Here is a 12,594-nt window from a genome sequence, read left to right on the forward strand (position 1 = left end):
TACCTATGTTTATGGGCTAAGCCTGTTGGTGCTGCGGTTCGTTTTCGTTTTCGCGCTCACTGATCCAATGAGATATCACCTCAGCTACGCGTGCAGGTTCTTGGTTAGCCAGTAAGGTCAGATGATCCATCTGCACCGTTAGTGGTGAACCAGGTTCTGGCAGACTAAGGGTGCTAGTCCAACCGTTCGTTGTTTTGACGTTATCGAGTGACATTAGCGCATCAGCTTGCTGTGAATTAGCTAACGCTTCATTGGCTTCTGCAGCTGGTGGCATTAACGGAATCGCAGAGTCTTGGTTGGCATCTTGACTACCGTATTCTACGGTGCGAGTAAGGTGTTGGACCAATGGTCGTAGTACAAAAAAGATCATGCCTAGACCCAAAATCGCGCCGATTAAATAGCGTAGGTAAGCTTGATAACTGTCAGCTTGCCACCAAGGAAGCGGCTCATATACCACGGCTTTGACCGGGGCAAAATTAAAGCTGCTGATACTGAATTGATCGCCACGGTTTGCGGTGTAACCGATTGCGCCCTGTACCATATTACTAATTTGGTCTAGCTGTGGCTGTGTCCAGCCAGTGTCCCCAGCGGCTTGGTTATTTAACAATACAGCAATCGATAGGCTTTCTAGCTGCATTTGCTGATAGCGGGTGTGTTTAACCGAGCGGCCAACTTCAAACTGACGACTTTGGGTTTGATTTAGATTGCTGCTGGCGTTATTGGCTGCAGGATCGGCTGTCGGTGGTTGATTGCTCAGCGCTCCGGGGATCCCCAGCGCCATGTCTCCATTGCTTTGGTTAGTGCTCTGATTTTCTTGACTGATAACCGTTTGCGGATCAACTGACTCGCGAGTTTCTTCAACTTCGTTAAAGCTTACTTTAGCTGCGACTTGTACTTGGAAATTATCTTGCCCAAGAACTGGAAGTAACATGCTCGAAGCTCGGTTAATTAAGATCTGCTCTAGCTCTTGGGTGTATTCCAGTTGTTTGTCACGAGCTTGTGTCATGTCTTGGTTAGCATTGAGCTCGGCGCTTAGGTGATTGCCTTCTTGGTCGACAATCTGTACTTGCTCTGATGTCATACCGGTTACGCTACCGGCAACAAGGTTGGCAATTGAAGTGACTTGCTCAGCTTTTAGGTGTTGACCAGTATAAAGATCGAGCATGACTGATGCTGTTGGTAGCTCAGGTTTTTGGCGAATAAACAGGGTTTTCTTTGGGATTGCTAAGTGAACGCGGGCAGTTTTTACCGCCTTTAACGCCATAATGGTGCGCGACAGCTCGCCTTCAAGGCTGTAGCGGTATTTGGCTTGCTCCATAAATTGGCTGGTACCAATCGCCGATGCATCGAGAGATTCCATGCCCGATGGAACTTTAGCTTTTACGCCACGAGCGGCGAGTAGCATTCTAGCGTGACCTAGTTTATCTTCAGGCACGAGTACTAGACCACTTGTTGGGTCAAGTCGATAACTTAAACCTTCGCTATCTAACACCTCAATAATGTGTGAGGTTTCGACATTCTCTTGGTCACCATACAAAGGGCTATAACCTTGACCTGTACTCCAAAGCATTAAAACAATCACACAGGCGGCAACAATGGCCATAATCGCCAGCGTTGCTGCATGACGGTCGCCTAAGCTGAATTGCTGCCATTTTTGTTTTAGGGTGCCAAGGTGATCACTTTTACCTGAAGCGTCTGTTATTGCAGGGCTGGTTTGAGTCAATGTGGTTGACATGTTTTAGTTATCCTAGCTTAAAAAGGCCAATCGCTTGTTAAGCGTTATCGAATTAGTAATGAAGTTAATAAGGTTCAAATAGGCATTTTCATGACGTCATCGAATGCTTGTACTAAGCGATTTCGAATTTGAATCATGGCTGAAAATGACAAGCTGGCTTTTTGTGAGGCAACCATCGCCCCGACTAAGTCACTACTTTGGCCACTATCAACTGCCCGAACTAGCGCTGATGAAGCGTTTTGGTCGGCATTAATAGCTGAGACTTTTTGCTTCATTAACTCAGTAAATGAAGCAGGCTGAAAACCAAAATCCCGTGGGTTAGGGCCTACTTTGATTGCACCTTTTGCCATTTCAGTGTGAATACTCATTTGCTGCATGAGTAACTGAGGGCTAGTGATACTGGCATTTGACATGGATGATCCTTAAAAATCTGATTCTGGTTTAAGCGGCGTGACCTGATTGCGCCAAGATATTATCGATATCAATACCTTGTTCTCTCATTTGCACTAGCTTGTATCGCAACGCTCTGGTGGTCATGCCAAGTGCCTCTGCGGTGTGGTTACGCTGGCCATTGTTGCGCTTCAATGTATCGATAATGTATTGAAATTCTGCATGGCGTTTTGAGGCTTTAAGCCCTAACTCATTCGGTTCGCATAGACGCTCACCTGTTTGAGTGACTAAACCTAGTTCTTCTGCTTGCAGCGCTTGGCCGCGGCGCATAACTAGTGCGCGTTGTATGGTGTTTTCAAGTTCGCGAACATTTCCAGGCCAGTCGTGACATAAAAGCAGGTTACGTGCTTGCTCGCTGAAGTAACAAGGCTGATCTGCGGCAAGCATTTTGTAACGTTGTAGAAAGTGTTCTGCGATAGGCAGAATGTCTTCGCGACGTTGGCGCAAAGGTAATATTTTTATTGGTAGCACATCTAAACGATAGAAAAGGTCTTCTCTGAAACTGCCATCTTTAACGGCTTGGCGAAGATCTTTGTTGGTCGCCGCAATAACGCGAATATTGAGCTTTACTGATTTATGGCTACCTAAGCGCTCAACTTCTCTTTCTTGCAACACGCGCAATAATTTTGCCTGCAGGAGTAGTGGCATTTCGCCGATTTCATCGAGTAAAAGCGTGCCGTTATTGGCTAATTCAAATTTGCCAGCCTGATCAACATTAGCACCAGTAAAAGCCCCCTTAACATGACCAAAAAGAATCGATTCCAAAATGCTTTCCGGAATTGCTGCACAGTTAATCGCGATAAAAGGTTGCTCGGCTCGATTAGAGTGACGGTGAATATATCTCGCTAAAGGCTCTTTACCTGTTCCGCTTTCGCCAGTTAATAGCACAGTTGCTTCAGTACTTGCTGCGCGATGGGCAAGCATGAGTAGTTGCCTACTTACTGGCGCTGCACAAATAAGCTCATTATTGGGTAACTCTAAACGGCGTAATCTTTGTAATAGCGAGCAGAGTTGGTTTTGATCAATTGGTAGTAGTAAGTAATCTTGAACGCCTGATTGCATGGCCATACTCGCAAGCTCTGTTTGCTCAGGTTCCAATAAGGCGACTTGATGCTTGCCAGGGTAGCGCTGCAATTGCCGTGTAACACTGTCTAGGTTGCACTCCGATAGGTTAACCAAACTAAGCCAAGGGCACGTATTATCGGATTCTTGCCATAAGTGAAATCCTTGTTGGGCTAATAGATCCACACTTGATGTTGGGAGTTGTGCATCGATAAATCTTAAACTCGTATGATTCACTTGGATGCTCCTTGATAGGCCATTTTATTCGTGGCTGACTTAACCAAGCGCAAGCTGACACGACGATTTAATTCTCGCCCTGTAACATCATTATTGCTGGCTATTGGTGCTCTATTACCGTGGTGGCGAACTTGAATCATGCTGATTGGCACCCCAAGCTCAATGAGTCGAGACATCACTTCGTCAGCCCGTTCTTTGCTGAGCAAAAGGTTTGTTAAGTGATCGCCTGATGCGTCTGCATGACCATCGATGAGAATTTCTTTAATACTTGGATCGGCTTGAAGGTAACGGTAGACCGCATATAAATCTTGTTCATGGGAAGCCAAAAGATGGCTGGAGTTACTCGCAAAGCGTAAATCTAAACGGCGCAAGTAGCTAAAAGGCTGTGGTAAAAGTTGTTGCCGACAAATACGAAATTGGTTTGCTACTTTCTGAGTGGCGACAGGGCTAGAACTCACTTGATAATTTGTTTCGGCTGTAGAAATAGCGATTTGCCAAGTGAGCCCTTGTTCTAACGCTTCTAAGAAGGCTGCGGTATTTTTTTGACTAGAGGCACTCACGCCATGCCAGTTAAGTACAGTCGTTGGAGGTTGTAGACTGTTTTTGGCCTGCCACGCTGGAGATATTACAGAGGCGAGACTCTGGTTATTATTTAGGTCTAACCAGTCGCTTTGTAAAGTTAGCGTTATCGCCTCGCCAGGCTTTGCTATGAGTTTTAGTGTGCCGAAACTTTGCACTCTATGGGTTATTTCACAGCCAAAAGCATCCCCAGAAAAATCCCATAGGGCTTTTTCTAGATGTGTTTTATAGTTATTTGTTACAGCCAAAGCATTATTAGTGACGGCAACAAAAACAACGTTTAGACAGAGCAATATATAAACTGAGGCTTTCAATTTGTCATAACCCTTAAATGTAGAAGATGTTGTGTTTTTTATAATTCTATTTTTAAGGTTGCCAATTAAACACGTAATATTAAATTATGTAAAACTCTTTTATTTTTATTTTTCATTTAAATCAAATTTTAAGTAAATACTTTTGGTTAATATGTGTAAAACTCTTGCAGAATCAATAAAACTGTTTTAAAACCATCATCCATTACAGATTATCTAATAATGACACTGGCTGTTTTATTAGCTGTTATAGTGGTTTTTAGTTTGCTGTATGGTTTCAAGTCTTTGATTTTATGGTTTTTATTATTTATTTATAAAATAATTTAATTTTGGTTAAAGTTTTTGCTTGATTCGGTCGCCTTATAATTTGTTATTTGCGCTTAATTTTTGTTTAGGATGATTAATTAAATCCTCAATTAATTTAATGTGGTTTTTTTGACGTTAATTTGTTTTGTTTTTTTGAGTTGATATTTTGTCGCTAGTCATTTTAATAGCTTTTTTAGTTATTGCGTCGATATATTGACGCTATGTTGTTGAGGAATTTAGGGTGAAAACTACCGCGAAAGCTAATCTAATTAAATCCAGCCTCGGCATTAAAGTTAGGCCAGTTGTATTAATTAAAGAAAAGTTAGCTCGTAGCCGACTTTTATTACAATTAGAATCATGCCAGCGTTTAATGATGGATGTGGTCAATGAATTGCTTTTGCCAATAACAAGGCAGGGTCATTATGGCGTATCTAATATCTCGCTCAGCGTTAACAATGAGCCTTTAGTTCCAGAGCTTGACCATGCTTGGTTTTTGCTAAGCTATAACCGAGTTGAATTAGGTTGGTGGTCTATGGATAAATGCATCCTAGATCAGTTGGCAAGTAGCTATTATGGCTGTTACTCAACAGTGATGGCTTCGCCGTTACGTGCGCCGAGCCAATCAGAGTTTCGTTTGGTAAAACGCCTAATGACAGCTGCAATTACAACCTTGCCAATTACTGAAATTGATATCAGTAAACTCGAGCTGGAGTTGGTAATGAGCAAAACGCCTATTGCTCCGCCAGTTTGCTGCGAATTGAGTTTTCCTACAGGTCACCACGGTTCGCCAATTTATTTTTATATGGCTGAACATTTACTCGAATTAATGGCAGAACAACCAAGCCATTTTCAAGCTGATCCGTATTTAGCGGATAAATTAGCCCATAGATTAAAGCAAATTCCGGTGAAAACTCTTGTCGAACTCGGGCATCAAAGCATGCCTGTTACCTCTCTGCAGCGACTTGCAGTGGGTGACATCTTACCTATGAATTTACATTCTCGCTGCCCTATGACGGTAGGTAAGCGTCCACTTTTTTACGCCACAGTGCACACCCATGAAGGGCAGTTAGTGGCTAAATTGACCCAAGAAGTCTTTTTAATGGAGGAGCAACCCAATGGCTGACAATAGTATTTTGCAAGATGATGATTTTTTATTGGATGACGATTTTTTTGCAGATACCGCAATTGGTGAAACCAAAGCGTCGGCAAAGCCTGTTAAGGATATGTCTTTCTTTCAGCAGCTACCGGTACATGTGACTTTGGAGCTTGCTAGTGTGGAAATGTCTTTAGGCGAGCTAACTCAAATGGGCGAGGGAGATGTAGTGGCTCTTGATCGTATGGTTGGTGAGCCATTGGATATTCGGGTTAATGGTGCCTTACTCGGTCGCGGCGAAGTGGTTGAGGTGAATGGTCGTTATGGTGTGCGTTTACTTGAGGTTGAAGCCACAAGTTTAACCGGAGCCATTGACTAACTATGTGGCGAGTGTTGCTGCTTGTATTGCTAAGTTTCTCATCTACTGCTTATGCAGGGGACGGTTTTACCTTATTTTCATTAGCTGATGGGGATAAAACCCAAGCTGTTAACGTTAAATTAGAAATTTTGGCACTGATGACAGTGCTAAGTTTTCTACCCGCATTGCTGATGATGCTAACCAGCTTTACGCGGATTATTGTGGTATTGGCTATTTTACGACAAGCATTAGGCTTGCAGCAAAGCCCACCCAATAAGGTACTGATTGGCATCGCATTAGTCATGACTATCTTCATTATGCGCCCAACAGGGCAAGCTATCTACGATGAGGCTTTTCTACCTTATGACTTAGGTCAAATAGAGCTAACTGAAGCGGTTGCTCGCGCTGAAATTCCATTACGACAGTTTATGTTAGCGCAAACCCGTGAAACTGACCTGGAGCAGATGCTTAAGATTGCCGATGAACCTACAACACTTACAGCCGAAGAGATCCCTTTCTTTGTATTGATGCCTGCATTTGTATTGAGTGAGCTAAAAACAGCGTTTCAGATAGGCTTTTTAATCTTCTTACCATTTTTGGTGATCGATCTGGTCGTCGCCAGTGTCTTGATGTCTATGGGTATGATGATGTTGTCACCCCTTATTATTTCTCTTCCATTTAAGCTGATGGTGTTTGTATTAGTCGACGGTTGGTCGATGACAGTAAGCACTCTGGTAGCCAGTTATGGATAATCTTTTACCAATGGCGATTGTTTGCTTATGAAGCTCAATAACAACGATACAGCGCTGCTGTACATCTCTTTTACTGACACACTTTACCTGTTGCTGGGTGGTGTGATGTTAGCCTTGGTTGCTCTAAATGACTGGCCTGCAGTGATTGCTTTGCTTACAGGTATTGAGGCATAGGCTGTGAGCATAAATGAGCTAGCAGTTTTTGGGAGTTAAGTAATGGATGTCAACGAGCTTACTGCAATGTTTGCTGAAGCGATATTTCTGGTCGTCGCCATGGTTGGTGTATTGGTGGTGCCAGGTTTATTGGTCGGTTTACTGATAGCGGTCTTTCAGGCGGCAACCCAAGTTAACGAACAAACTTTGAGTTTTTTGCCGCGACTGATCATTACCTTACTGATGGTGGTTTTTGCGGGTGAGTGGCTACTGATGAAGATTTGCGATTTCTTCGATCGCCTCTTTATGAACATTCCACACCTTATTGGCTAAGGGGAAACCTCTGTTGCTGCTCGCTTTTAAGATGAATGGTTTTGTTGCTTACAGGCTAAGGGCTTCTCTTTGCTGTCGTTAACATCAGTGCAGATCAGCGCGTTTATCGGAACTTTCTGGTGGCCATTTTGCCGCATAATGGGGGCATTTATGGTGATGCCTTTTTTGGGTAATAATTATATCCCCTCCACGGTGCGTATTCTTTTAGCAATGAGTATTTCAGCATTAATTGCTCCGCTACTACCGCCTGTACCACAGGTTGATGCTGTTTCTTTTCAAGCGCTAATTCTAGCTGTTGAACAGCTTTTAATTGGCTTTATGTTGGCACTATTTCTGTCAATTATGATCCACGTAATGACCCTTTTTGGTGCCATGATGTCGATGCAAATGGGCCTTTCAATGGCGGTCATGAACGACCCGTCTAGTGGTGGTAGTAACCCCATTTTGGGCTTGTGGTTTATGCTTTATGGAACCTTACTGTTCTTGGCTCTCGATGGTCACTTGGTGGCGATTGGCGTATTAGTCGACAGTTTTAGGTTGTGGCCCATTGGCATGGGGGTGTTTGAATTACCTTTAATGGGGCTAATTGCTCGTTTTGCATGGATTTTTGCCGCAGCTTTTATGCTGGCTTTGCCGGCGATTTTAGCCATGTTAGTGGTTAACTTTACGTTTGGTGTGTTAAGCCGTGCCGCCCCATCCTTAAATGTATTTGCTCTGGGCTTTCCGATGTCGATGTTGATGGGATTACTTTGTGTTTTCTTTTCGTTCAGCGGTTTGCCTAGCCGTTATAGCGACCTTTGCTTAGATGCGCTATCTGCCATGTACCAGTTTATTGGAGGTACGCCATGAGCAATAAAGATAGCGGCCAAAGTAAAACTGAAAAAGCGACCCCACAAAAGTTACGTAAAGCCCGTGAACAAGGGCAAGTACCACGCTCAAAAGATCTTGCTGCTTCAGCACTTATTATTGGCTGTTCATTAATGCTGACTACGACCGGTGATTGGATAGCTACGCGAGTCGCTGAGCTGACTCGAATGAATATGTCTTTTACCAAAGCGCAATTAGATGAGCCGGGGATGATGACGCGGCATATGGCGCACTCGCTGTTAGAGATCCTTAATATTCTTGGACCACTCTTTTTAATGGTGGCAATCATTGCCATGGTTGCAGGAGCGATGCCGGGTGGGCTGATTTTTAGTTTTAATAATGCCAATTTCAAATATAGCCGAATCGATCCTATTGCAGGTTTAGGCCGCATAGCATCGGTTAAGTCTTTGGTCGAGTTGGTTAAGTCGATACTCAAGATAGTGCTGCTGTTGGGTATTATGTGGGTCTTTTTACAGAAAAACTTTCAAGCGCTAATGGCGATTAGTCAACTACCTGTAGATGAAGCGGTTACGCGTGGGCTAGATATGCTCAGTTTAGCCATGCTGTATTTGGGGTTAGGTTTACTGTTGATTACCTTTATTGATGTGCCATATCAGTATTGGCATCACCACAAAGAGCTGAGAATGTCTTTGCAAGAGGTGAAAGATGAACATAAACAACAAGATGGTAAACCTGAGATAAAAGCCAAAATTCGCCAAATGCAACAAAGAATGAGCCGCTCAAGAGCTGATATTTCAGTTCCCAAGGCTGATGTTTTATTGGTAAACCCGAGTCATTACGCAGTGGCACTTAAATATGATTTGGATAAAGCGGATGCGCCATATGTGGTGGCTAAAGGCACTGATGAGCTGGCTCTTTATATGCGAGATATTGCAAAGCGCCACGATATTGAAGTGATTGAGCTGCCTCCGTTAACCCGGGCAATTTATTACTCAACCCAGATTGAACAACAGATCCCAGCCGGGCTATTTGTCGCGATTGCTCACGTACTAACTTATGTGATGCAGCTACGCGCTGCAAGGCAAGGGATGCAGGCAAAACCAGAACCTTTGCCGCACTTCTTTATTCCTAAAAACTTACAACATGATTAAAGGTTATTTGAATTAATGAAATGGTTTTCGCGCGTTTTTGCTGGTAGCCCAAGCTATATAGGTATTCCAATCATGTTGTTGGCGGTGTTGGCCATGGTTATTTTGCCTTTGCCGCCTTGGTTACTCGACATTCTGTTTACCTTTAACATCGTCTTGGCAGTTATGGTGCTGCTAGTTGGCGTCTCGATTCGCCGGCCATTAGAGTTCTCGGTATTCCCAACGGTCCTGCTACTAGCAACCCTGCTACGACTTACCTTGAACGTAGCCTCAACCCGCGTGGTATTGATTGAAGGCCATGAAGGGGGCGATGCCGCAGGTAAGGTCATTCAAGCCTTTGGTGAAGTGGTTATTGGCGGCAACTATGTTGTCGGTGGCGTTATCTTCTTAATCCTAATGATTATCAACTTTGTGGTCATCACCAAGGGGGGAGAGCGCATCTCTGAAGTTTCGGCGCGCTTTACCTTAGACGCATTACCCGGCAAACAGATGGCAATTGATGCTGACTTGAACGCGGGCGTGTTGACCCAAGAGCAAGCGCGAGATCGTCGTCAAGAAGTGGCTCGTGAAGCTGACTTTTATGGCTCAATGGATGGCGCCTCGAAGTTTGTGCGTGGTGATGCGATAGCCGGTATTTTGATCTTAGCGATTAATATGCTCGGTGGTTTAGCCATCGGTATCTTTATGCACGACTTAAGTGCAAGCGAGGCATTTAAGACTTACGCCTTGCTTACCATTGGTGATGGTTTGGTTGCACAGATCCCGTCTTTATTACTGGCAACTGCAGCAGCAATTATTGTCACCCGGGTATCTGATGCGGAAGAGATGCCGGAGCAACTTAGACAACAATTACTTGCTAATCCTAAGACGTTAGCGACATCGGCAATTGTAATGCTGATTTTAGGCATTGTACCGGGAATGCCAACTTTTGTTTTCTTATCTTTTGCGGCGTTATTGGGTTTTGTCGCTTGGAAGCAAAGTTTGCGAGAGCCTGAAATTGCTGCAGCTGAAATAGCGCAGCAACGTGAGACGACCTTAACCGAGCCCTCGGCACCTAGCTGGGATGCATTGCCATACACGGATTTGATTGAAGTGCGTTTAGGTTATCGTTTAGTACATTTGGTGGAGCGCAGTAAAGGGGCTGAGCTACAAAAACGTTTAACCGGTATTAGGCGCACATTGTCAGAGCAGGCGGGATTTTTACTGGCTGAGGTGCGAGTGCGCGATAACTTGTCTTTGGCGCCTAATGCTTACCAAATAAGCTTGATGGGTAACCCTGTTGTAACTGCTGAGTTAGATCCTGATCGCTTGATGGCTATTAAGAGTGGTCCGGTATTTGGTGAGATTGATGGCGTGATCACCAAAGAACCAGCATACCAAATGGATGCGGTATGGATTGAGCAAGACAATAAAGCTAAGGCTCTTAATTTGGGTTACTCCGTGGTGGATAACGCGACGGTGATTGCAACCCATGTGAGTAAGCTCATTCGCGAGACTTTACCCGATATGTTGCAACATGATGATGTGCTGTCTTTGAGTGACCGTTTAGCGAAGCAGAGTCCGAAATTAGCCGAGTCGCTCAATAGTGCTCTAACGCCGATATTGCAGTTGAAGGTGTATAGATTACTGCTAAAAGAGCAAGTGTCTTTAAAAGATATTCGTACCATTGCAACCACTTTGCTTGATTGTAGCGAAAACAGTAAAGATCCTGTGTTACTCGCGGCAGATGTGCGTTGCGCGTTACGAAATTCAATTTTACATTCAATTGTAGGTGCTACACTTAAGCTTAACGTTATGACTTTAGCACCGGATCTTGAACAAACTTTAATGTCGGCATTAAATCAGTCACAGCAACAAGGTAAGGGCTCGTTAGATAGCTTTCCGGTGGACCCACAATTATTGGCGCAACTACAGCAGCGTATGCCGCAATTATTGGCGCAAGCTAAAGAGCACGGCCACAGTCCGCTGTTATTAGTATCACCGCAGTTACGGCCTATTTTAGCGCGTTATGCGTTGGCGTTTGCTCGTGGTCTGCATGTGTTGTCTTACAATGAAATTCCTGAAACACGCGAGTTAATGGTAGCGGGACAGCTAGGTTAAACGCAGTCTATTAGGGCTTTGTCTAGCTGTAAGCAGTTTAGTACAGAGAGTGAAAAGGATAGCCAAGCGCTATCCTTTTTTATGTCTCTATAAGGCTCTAGGCTTCGGCTAAAAACGTTAGTAATGCAGTTAATGCCTGATTACGGGCTTTATCACGCTCCATAAAGATTTCATGGCGGGCGTAAGGAATTTTGGTGAGCTGACATAATCCATTTATCGCGCGTTTCTGAGCACGATTATCAACAATAGTATCTTCTTCAGCTTGCAGGATTAACAAGGGGATTTTGCTATTACGTGCAGCTTGAACGGCTTGTTCACCGGCATCAATCGACTCGACCAACCAGTGATTGGTTGGCGAGCCAAGTTGTAACTGCGGGACTTGCTGATAAAGTTCGCGATAATCTTCGTAGCGTAATTTGCTATTAGTAAGGTCATTCTTATCAAACGTTGCTGCGTGATAATCTTTACCACCCAAAATGTAATTTGGTTGTTTATGGTTGTCGAGTAACGCAGCCAGTCCACGAATAAAACCTTTGGTTAATGGCAGCTTAATACCGTACATAGGCGCGGAAAATACCGCTGCTTTAAAGGTATTTGGGTACTGTTCTAGGTATAAAGTACCAATAGCACCGCCCATAGAATGACCCACAAGGAAGTATTTTCCCATCGGGTGTGGTTTAATAACATTGTCTATAAATTCGGCAAAATCGTCGACATATCGCTGGAACTTGTCGATATGTCCTTGATGTGGGTTTGAGGTGGTACGTGCCGATAGCCCCTGACCACGATGATCGACAGCAAATAAACTGTAGCCTTGTTCATACAGATCAAACATCAGCTCTTTGTATTTTAAGTAGGACTCGACTCGGCCGCTACTGATCACAATTGTTCCTATGCTATTAGGGTGGGTGATGCGGGCATAAGCAAGGGAAATATCGTCGCGGGTTTTAAAGCTCGATTGCGTGACTTGCTGCCAAAAAACTTTCTGCTCAGGGCTGTTCAGGTGATGCTCTGATGAGAAGCTAGCTGGAATAGTGGTGTTCATATAGGGTTCGGTAGCAATCGACATGGAGTGGTTCTATTAAGTGATCTTGCATGCAGTGTAGCAAACTTGCTCGGGCAGACTCTAGTGAATAAAAAGGCCGCTAA

General features: G+C 44.1%; 13 protein-coding genes. 8 read left to right on the forward strand and 5 right to left on the reverse strand.

What is annotated here, in order from left to right; all coding sequences use genetic code 11:
• Positions 1-16: 16 nt before the first annotated feature.
• The 4 genes from fliF to L2747_RS17180 form a co-directional block, all read right to left on the reverse strand.
• A complete protein-coding gene (gene fliF, locus L2747_RS17165) occupies positions 17-1,735 on the reverse strand; it encodes a flagellar basal-body MS-ring/collar protein FliF (RefSeq protein ID WP_249000230.1) in 1,719 nt (572 codons plus the stop codon).
• Positions 1,736-1,809: 74 nt separating this feature from the next.
• Positions 1,810-2,148: a flagellar hook-basal body complex protein FliE gene (gene fliE / locus L2747_RS17170; RefSeq protein ID WP_283107328.1), complete on the reverse strand. Its 339-nt coding sequence runs from the start codon at positions 2,146-2,148 to the stop codon at positions 1,810-1,812.
• 28 nt (positions 2,149-2,176) lie between these two features.
• The gene (locus tag L2747_RS17175; RefSeq protein ID WP_249000231.1) at positions 2,177-3,484 is read right to left on the reverse strand and encodes a sigma-54 interaction domain-containing protein; all 1,308 of its coding nucleotides are present in this window, start codon (positions 3,482-3,484) and stop codon (positions 2,177-2,179) included.
• The gene (locus tag L2747_RS17180; RefSeq protein WP_249000232.1) at positions 3,481-4,377 is read right to left on the reverse strand and encodes a MotY family protein; all 897 of its coding nucleotides are present in this window, start codon (positions 4,375-4,377) and stop codon (positions 3,481-3,483) included. The genes L2747_RS17175 and L2747_RS17180 overlap by 4 nt, the downstream gene beginning before the upstream one ends.
• A gap of 544 nt (positions 4,378-4,921) precedes the next feature.
• On the opposite strand from L2747_RS17180, the gene L2747_RS21505 reads away from it, so the two are divergent.
• The 8 genes from L2747_RS21505 to flhA all read left to right on the forward strand — a co-directional run bounded on the left by L2747_RS21505 (position 4,922) and on the right by flhA (position 11,445).
• Positions 4,922-5,803, forward strand: coding sequence for a FliM/FliN family flagellar motor switch protein (locus L2747_RS21505; protein WP_249000233.1), 882 nt, complete (start codon positions 4,922-4,924; stop codon positions 5,801-5,803).
• A complete protein-coding gene (gene fliN, locus L2747_RS17190) occupies positions 5,796-6,152 on the forward strand; it encodes a flagellar motor switch protein FliN (RefSeq protein WP_249000234.1) in 357 nt (118 codons plus the stop codon). Before L2747_RS21505 ends, fliN begins: the two co-directional genes overlap by 8 nt.
• A gap of 2 nt (positions 6,153-6,154) precedes the next feature.
• Positions 6,155-6,883 (forward strand): flagellar type III secretion system pore protein FliP, encoded by a 729-nt coding sequence (fliP, locus tag L2747_RS17195; RefSeq protein ID WP_249000235.1) that lies wholly within the window; start codon positions 6,155-6,157, stop codon positions 6,881-6,883.
• 27 nt (positions 6,884-6,910) lie between these two features.
• Positions 6,911-7,057, forward strand: coding sequence for a hypothetical protein (locus tag L2747_RS17200; RefSeq protein WP_249000236.1), 147 nt, complete (start codon positions 6,911-6,913; stop codon positions 7,055-7,057).
• A gap of 42 nt (positions 7,058-7,099) precedes the next feature.
• On the forward strand, positions 7,100-7,369 hold the full coding sequence (fliQ, locus tag L2747_RS17205; protein WP_249000237.1) for a flagellar biosynthesis protein FliQ: 270 nt from the start codon (positions 7,100-7,102) through the stop codon (positions 7,367-7,369).
• A gap of 69 nt (positions 7,370-7,438) precedes the next feature.
• The gene (fliR, locus tag L2747_RS17210; protein ID WP_249000238.1) at positions 7,439-8,218 is read left to right on the forward strand and encodes a flagellar biosynthetic protein FliR; all 780 of its coding nucleotides are present in this window, start codon (positions 7,439-7,441) and stop codon (positions 8,216-8,218) included.
• On the forward strand, positions 8,215-9,348 hold the full coding sequence (flhB, locus tag L2747_RS17215) for a flagellar biosynthesis protein FlhB (protein WP_249000239.1): 1,134 nt from the start codon (positions 8,215-8,217) through the stop codon (positions 9,346-9,348). Before fliR ends, flhB begins: the two co-directional genes overlap by 4 nt.
• A gap of 15 nt (positions 9,349-9,363) precedes the next feature.
• Complete coding sequence (gene flhA, locus L2747_RS17220; protein WP_249000240.1) at positions 9,364-11,445, forward strand: flagellar biosynthesis protein FlhA; 2,082 nt, start codon at positions 9,364-9,366, stop codon at positions 11,443-11,445.
• Between the two features lie 97 nt (positions 11,446-11,542).
• Here the strand turns inward: flhA and L2747_RS17225 are convergent, their stop codons facing one another.
• Positions 11,543-12,514, reverse strand: a complete 972-nt coding sequence (locus tag L2747_RS17225; protein ID WP_249000241.1) for an alpha/beta fold hydrolase — start codon at positions 12,512-12,514, stop codon at positions 11,543-11,545.
• Positions 12,515-12,594: the final 80 nt, after the last annotated feature.

The organism is Shewanella marinintestina, from assembly GCF_023283845.1.
Lineage (GTDB): Bacteria > Pseudomonadota > Gammaproteobacteria > Enterobacterales > Shewanellaceae > Shewanella > Shewanella marinintestina.